The organism is Streptomyces sp. NRRL WC-3549 (genome assembly GCF_000721935.1).
In the GTDB taxonomy this organism is placed as follows: Bacteria; Actinomycetota; Actinomycetes; order Streptomycetales; family Streptomycetaceae; genus Streptomyces.
The window spans coordinates 341,921-346,905 of the sequence record NZ_KL585394.1 but is presented as its reverse complement, the minus strand read 5'-3'; the positions used below and the strand labels follow the sequence as shown (position 1 = coordinate 346,905).

Annotated in this window: 3 protein-coding genes and 2 pseudogenes; 4 read left to right on the top strand and 1 reads right to left on the bottom strand. The window is 73.1% G+C overall.

The genetic code is table 11. The features are described from left to right. A pseudogene (locus IH13_RS43410) lies at nt 1–436 on the top strand (hypothetical protein); the annotation flags it as partial. Between the two features lie 18 nt (nt 437–454). Here IH13_RS43410 and IH13_RS0112350 read toward each other — a convergent pair. Further along, nucleotides 455–1,339 carry a hypothetical protein gene (locus IH13_RS0112350; RefSeq protein WP_031083777.1) on the bottom strand — a complete coding sequence of 295 codons (885 nt, stop codon included), beginning with the start codon at nt 1,337–1,339 and terminating at the stop codon, nt 455–457. Nucleotides 1,340–1,588: 249 nt separating this feature from the next. Here IH13_RS0112350 and purN point away from each other — a divergent pair, with 249 nt between their 5' ends. The 3 genes and pseudogenes from purN to IH13_RS0112335 all read left to right on the top strand — a co-directional run. Next, the gene (gene purN, locus IH13_RS0112345) at nt 1,589–2,245 is read left to right on the top strand and encodes a phosphoribosylglycinamide formyltransferase (protein WP_031083775.1); all 657 of its coding nucleotides are present in this window, start codon (nt 1,589–1,591) and stop codon (nt 2,243–2,245) included. After that, nucleotides 2,232–3,744 (top strand): annotated as a pseudogene (gene purH, locus IH13_RS37290) (bifunctional phosphoribosylaminoimidazolecarboxamide formyltransferase/IMP cyclohydrolase). The gene purN and the pseudogene purH overlap by 14 nt, the downstream one beginning before the upstream one ends. A gap of 179 nt (nt 3,745–3,923) precedes the next feature. Continuing rightward, the coding region (locus tag IH13_RS0112335) for a DUF2079 domain-containing protein (RefSeq protein ID WP_031083773.1) at nt 3,924–4,985 on the top strand (1,062 nt) is incomplete at its 3' end.

Sequence of the window (4,985 nt, the reverse complement as noted above, 5' to 3'; positions counted from 1 at the left end):
GAAGCCGGAGGACCTGGCCCCGCCGGCGGAGGAGTACGACTTCCTGTCGGCCGACTCGTGGCACGGGGAAGGAGCGCGCAAGGCGCGCTGGGCGTCGCTCAGGAAGAGGTCGGGCGGACTGATGGCGGACTTCCCCGCGGTACGGGGCGGGCCGCCCGCCGAACCGGCCGTGCTCCCGCAGGAGGCGCACGGGACCCACGAGGCCGCACCCCCGGACCTCTCCCGGGGCGGACCCCAGGGCGACCCCGCGCACCCGCCGCCGGACCTGCCCCCGGGCCCGAAGGAAGGCGTCGGCGGCGGCCCCGCACCCGAGGGCGGAGGCGAGGGCGAGGCGCAGAAGCCGGACACGGACGGTGGCGGCGGCCCCGGAACGGCGGACGGCCGGCCCCCGGGTGCTCAGGGGCACCCGGGGACCGGCCGGGAGGACGCGTCGTGACGAGGGACGTCCGGGGGGCTACGCCTTCACGCCGAAGAACGGCTCCAGCGGATCGGGCAGCTTGCTGTTGCAGGCCAGGGCACCGGTCTTGGTGAGGGCGTCGTTCACGCAGGTGTAGTAGTCGCGGTAGACGAGCTGCACCGTGAAGGTCGTGGCGACGATCGCCAGGGCCAACAGGGACATCACCAGGCCGCTCACGGCCGCCGTGGTCAGCTGCCGCCCGCCGCCGGCCGGAGCGGCCGGGGAGGAACCGGGCCGCGCGGGCGGGGCGGCCCGGCCCGGGGAGCCGGTGGGCGTACCGTCGCCCGCCGCACCGGGCTGCCGGGCCTTGTGCGGCCCGGCACGCAGCGCGCTGACGGCCCAGTACACGGCGAGCGCGCCGAGCAGCAGGGCGATCTCCGGGAAGTCGAAGAGGGCGAAGAAGAAGGCCCACATACCGCCCAGCACCGCGTAGCGGGCGCGCCGCTGGGCGGGGTCGGTCGGGTCCCAGCGCAGCTGGCCGGGGCCCCCGTCGGGGCCGCCCTGGCCGCGGGGCCCGCCGGGGCCGCCGGAACGGCCGCCGAAGCCGCCGTCCTGCCGGCCCGGCTGCCGGTCGCTCCACTGACTGCCCCAGGCCGGGCGGCTGCCGGAGGACCCTCCGTCGCCGCCGTTCCCGTCATCCCCTCCGTCGGAGGGGTGGCGCGGCTGCCAGGGCTGGTCGGGGCGGCCTTCGGGCGGCGCCGCGTACGGATTGTCGTCAACGGGCCCCGAGGAGGAACCGGAGCCCGAGGCCGAAGTGCCCGATGCCGAGGAGGGACCCGGCGGCTTCGACGGGTCCTGCGAAGAGGACCGGCGTTCCCGCATCAGCGTGGATGCCCGCTCGGGCAGCGGGTGGCCATAGGCGGTGCGGAGGCGGTCCGGCATGTGGTGAACGTCTTCCCCATCTCGTCATGTCCGCCCGGGGGCGGATCCCTGTCCCCAGACGCTACCTCCCGGTCACGCCCCCGTCCCGTGGGGGCCGCCGGGTGTGCCGGTATCGTTGCTGACGGCCGACCCGTTCGTAGAGTTCCCCGTATCAAGGGGCGAGATTCTTTCGTACGACCATACAAACGGCGGCCGTCCGCGCGCCCCCGGTGCACCGCGTCCGCCTGACCCGTGAGAAAGGGCCCCGTCGTGGCCTCCCCGCCCCCCTCCGCCGCCCCGGCCCGCCTGGTCGTCCTCGTCTCCGGTTCGGGGACGAACCTGCAGGCGCTGCTCGACGCCATCGAAGCCGACCCCGAGGGCTACGGCGCCCGGATCGTCGCGGTCGGCGCGGACCGGCAGGGCACTTACGGTGTCGAGCGGGCCGAGCGGGCCGGGATCCCCACCTTCGTGTGCAGGGTCCCCGACTACGCGAGCCGGGAGGAATGGGACGCGGCGCTGACCGCGGCCGTGGCGGAACACCGCCCGGACCTCGTCGTCTCCGCCGGCTTCATGAAGATCGTGGGCAAGGAGTTCCTCGCCGGGTTCGGCGGCCGCGTCGTCAACACCCACCCCGCCCTGCTCCCCAGCTTTCCCGGTGCCCACGGGGTGCGCGACGCGCTCGCGTACGGCGTGAAGGTCACCGGGTGCACCGTCCACTTCGTCGACGACGGCGTCGACACCGGCCCGATCATCGCGCAGGGCGTGGTCGAGGTGACCGAAGAGGACACCGTGGAGGGCGAAGCCGCCCTCCATGAACGCATCAAGGAAGTCGAGCGCTCGCTGCTCGTCGAGGCCGTGGGGCGGCTCGCCCGCGACGGCTATCGCATTGAGGGACGAAAGGTTCATCTCGGTCATGTCGGTGAATAAGCCCATCCGCCGCGCCCTGGTCAGTGTCTACGACAAGACGGGGCTCGAAGACCTCGCCCGCGGTCTGCACGAGGCGGGTGTCGAGCTGGTCTCCACCGGCTCCACCGCCGGGAAGATCGCCGCCGCCGGGGTCCCGGTCACCAAGGTCGAGGAGCTCACCGGCTTCCCCGAGTGCCTCGACGGCCGTGTGAAGACGCTCCACCCCCGGGTCCACGCCGGCATCCTCGCCGACCTGCGGCTGGACGCCCACCGCGAGCAGCTCGCCGAGCTCGGCGTGGAGCCGTTCGACCTGGTGGTCGTCAACCTCTACCCGTTCACGGCGACCGTCGCCTCCGGCGCGTCCGACGACGCGTGCGTGGAGCAGATCGACATCGGCGGCCCCTCGATGGTCCGCGCCGCCGCCAAGAATCACCCGTCCGTGGCCGTCGTGACGAGCCCGGAGCGTTACGCCGACGTGCTGGCCGCGGTCGAGGCGGGCCTTCCAGCACACCGCCGCGTACGACGTGGCCGTGGCCGCCTGGTTCGCCGACGGCTACGCGGCGGCCGACGACTCCGGTTTCCCGGACTTCACCGGCGCCACCTACGCCCGCAAGAACGTCCTGCGCTACGGCGAGAACCCGCACCAGCCCGCCGCGCTCTACACCTCCGGCGAGGGCGGCCTCGCCGAGGCCGAGCAGCTGCACGGCAAGGAGATGTCCTACAACAACTACACGGACACCGACGCCGCCCGCCGCGCCGCCTACGACCACGCCGAGCCGTGCGTGGCGATCATCAAGCACGCCAACCCGTGCGGCATCGCGATCGCCGACGACGTCGCCGAGGCGCACCGCAAGGCCCACGCCTGCGACCCGCTCTCCGCGTTCGGCGGTGTCATCGCCGTCAACCGCCCGGTGACCGTCGAGCTGGCCGAGCAGGTCGCCGAGATCTTCACCGAGGTCATCGTGGCCCCGGCGTACGAGGACGGTGCCGTCGAGGTCCTCGCCCGCAAGAAGAACATCCGCGTCCTGCGCTGCCCCGACGCCCCGACCGCCCCCGTCGAGGTCAAGCCGATCGACGGCGGCGCCCTGCTCCAGGTCACCGACCGGCTCCAGGCCGACGGCGACGACCCGGCCCACTGGACCCTGGCCACCGGTGAGGCCCTGTCCGCCGAGGAGCTGCGGGAACTCGCCTTCGCGTGGAAGGCCTGCCGGGCCGTCAAGTCCAACGCCATCCTGCTCGCCAGGGACGGCGCCTCGGTCGGCGTCGGCATGGGCCAGGTCAACCGCGTCGACTCCGCCAAGCTCGCCGTCGAGCGGGCCGGTGAGGAGCGCGCGAAGGGTTCGTACGCCGCCTCCGACGCGTTCTTCCCCTTCCCGGACGGGCTGGAGATCCTGACCGCGGCCGGGATCAAGGCCGTGGCCCAGCCCGGCGGTTCGGTCCGCGACGAGCTGGTCGTGGAGGCCGCGAAGAAGGCGGGCGTGACCATGTACTTCACGGGCACCCGCCACTTCTTCCACTGACCGTCCCCCGTGCGCGGGCCGCATCCCTCCACGGGTGCGGCCCGCGCTCGTACCCCGGTCTCCCGGAGTACGGCAGCGGCTCGACCCTCTGTTCTAATGAATGGCCTTGTCGGGCCGGCCCCTACGGCACGCGCGCGACCGGCAAGTGACCACTGAGGGATTCGGCCGGCGGGGGCAACGTGCTTGACCTGAACCAGAACGGGACGGACACGCCGGGGGAGCCGGAGCCGGGCCCGGACCCCGTACCCGAGGCCGCCGCCCGCCCCCTGCATCCCGCACCCCTGCGGCCGTACCTCGTCGCCGCCGCCGCACTGTGCGCGGTGTACTTCCTCTACGCCTACCTGCGGTACAGCAACTTCCACTCGCCCTCCTGGGACCTCGGGATCTTCGAGCAGGAGGTACGGGCGTACGCCGGCTTCCACGCCCCCGTCGTCGACATCAAGGGCCCCGGCTACCTCATACTCGGCGACCACTTCAGCCCCGTGGTGGCCCTGTTGGTCCCGCTCTACTGGATCTGGCCGTCCGCCCTCGCCCTGCTCTTCGCCCAGGCCGCCCTGTTCGCCGCCTCCGCCGTCGTCGTCGGGCGTACCACCCAGCAGATCCTGGGCGGCCGGTCGGGGCTGTGCGTCACGGTGGCGTACGGGCTGTCCTGGGGGCTCCAGGAAGCGGTCAAGTCGGAGTTCCACGAGATCGCCCTCGCGGTTCCGCTCGTCGCCCTGGTCTGCCGGGCGCTCGTCCTGGAGCGGTGGCGGGCCGCCGTCCTGTGGTCGCTGCCCCTGGTCCTGGTGAAGGAGGACCTCGGGGTGACCGTGGCGGCCGTCGGGGCGGTCCTGGCCCTCCTCGGCCGCCGGCTCCAGGGGCTGCTGCTCGCGGTGTACGGGGTCGTCGCGTTCGCGTTGACCGTCCTCGTCCTCATACCGGCGGCCAGCAGCGCGGGGACGTACGACTACTGGACGAAGATCGAGAAGAACGGGGAACAGGAGGTCTCCCTGCTCGACTCCGCCCTCGGCGTCCTCAACTCGTCCGTGAAGATCGAGATGCTCGTCTTCCTGGTCGGCATCACCGCCTTCCTGGCCCTGCGCTCACCGCTGGTCCTGCTGGTCCTGCCCACGCTCGGCTGGCGCCTGCTGTCCCAGGACTCCAACCACTGGGGCATGGTCTGGCACTACAGCGCGATCCTCATGCCGGTGGTCTTCCTGGCCATGGCCGACGGCGTCCGCCGCAGCCGCGCCTCGAAGCGG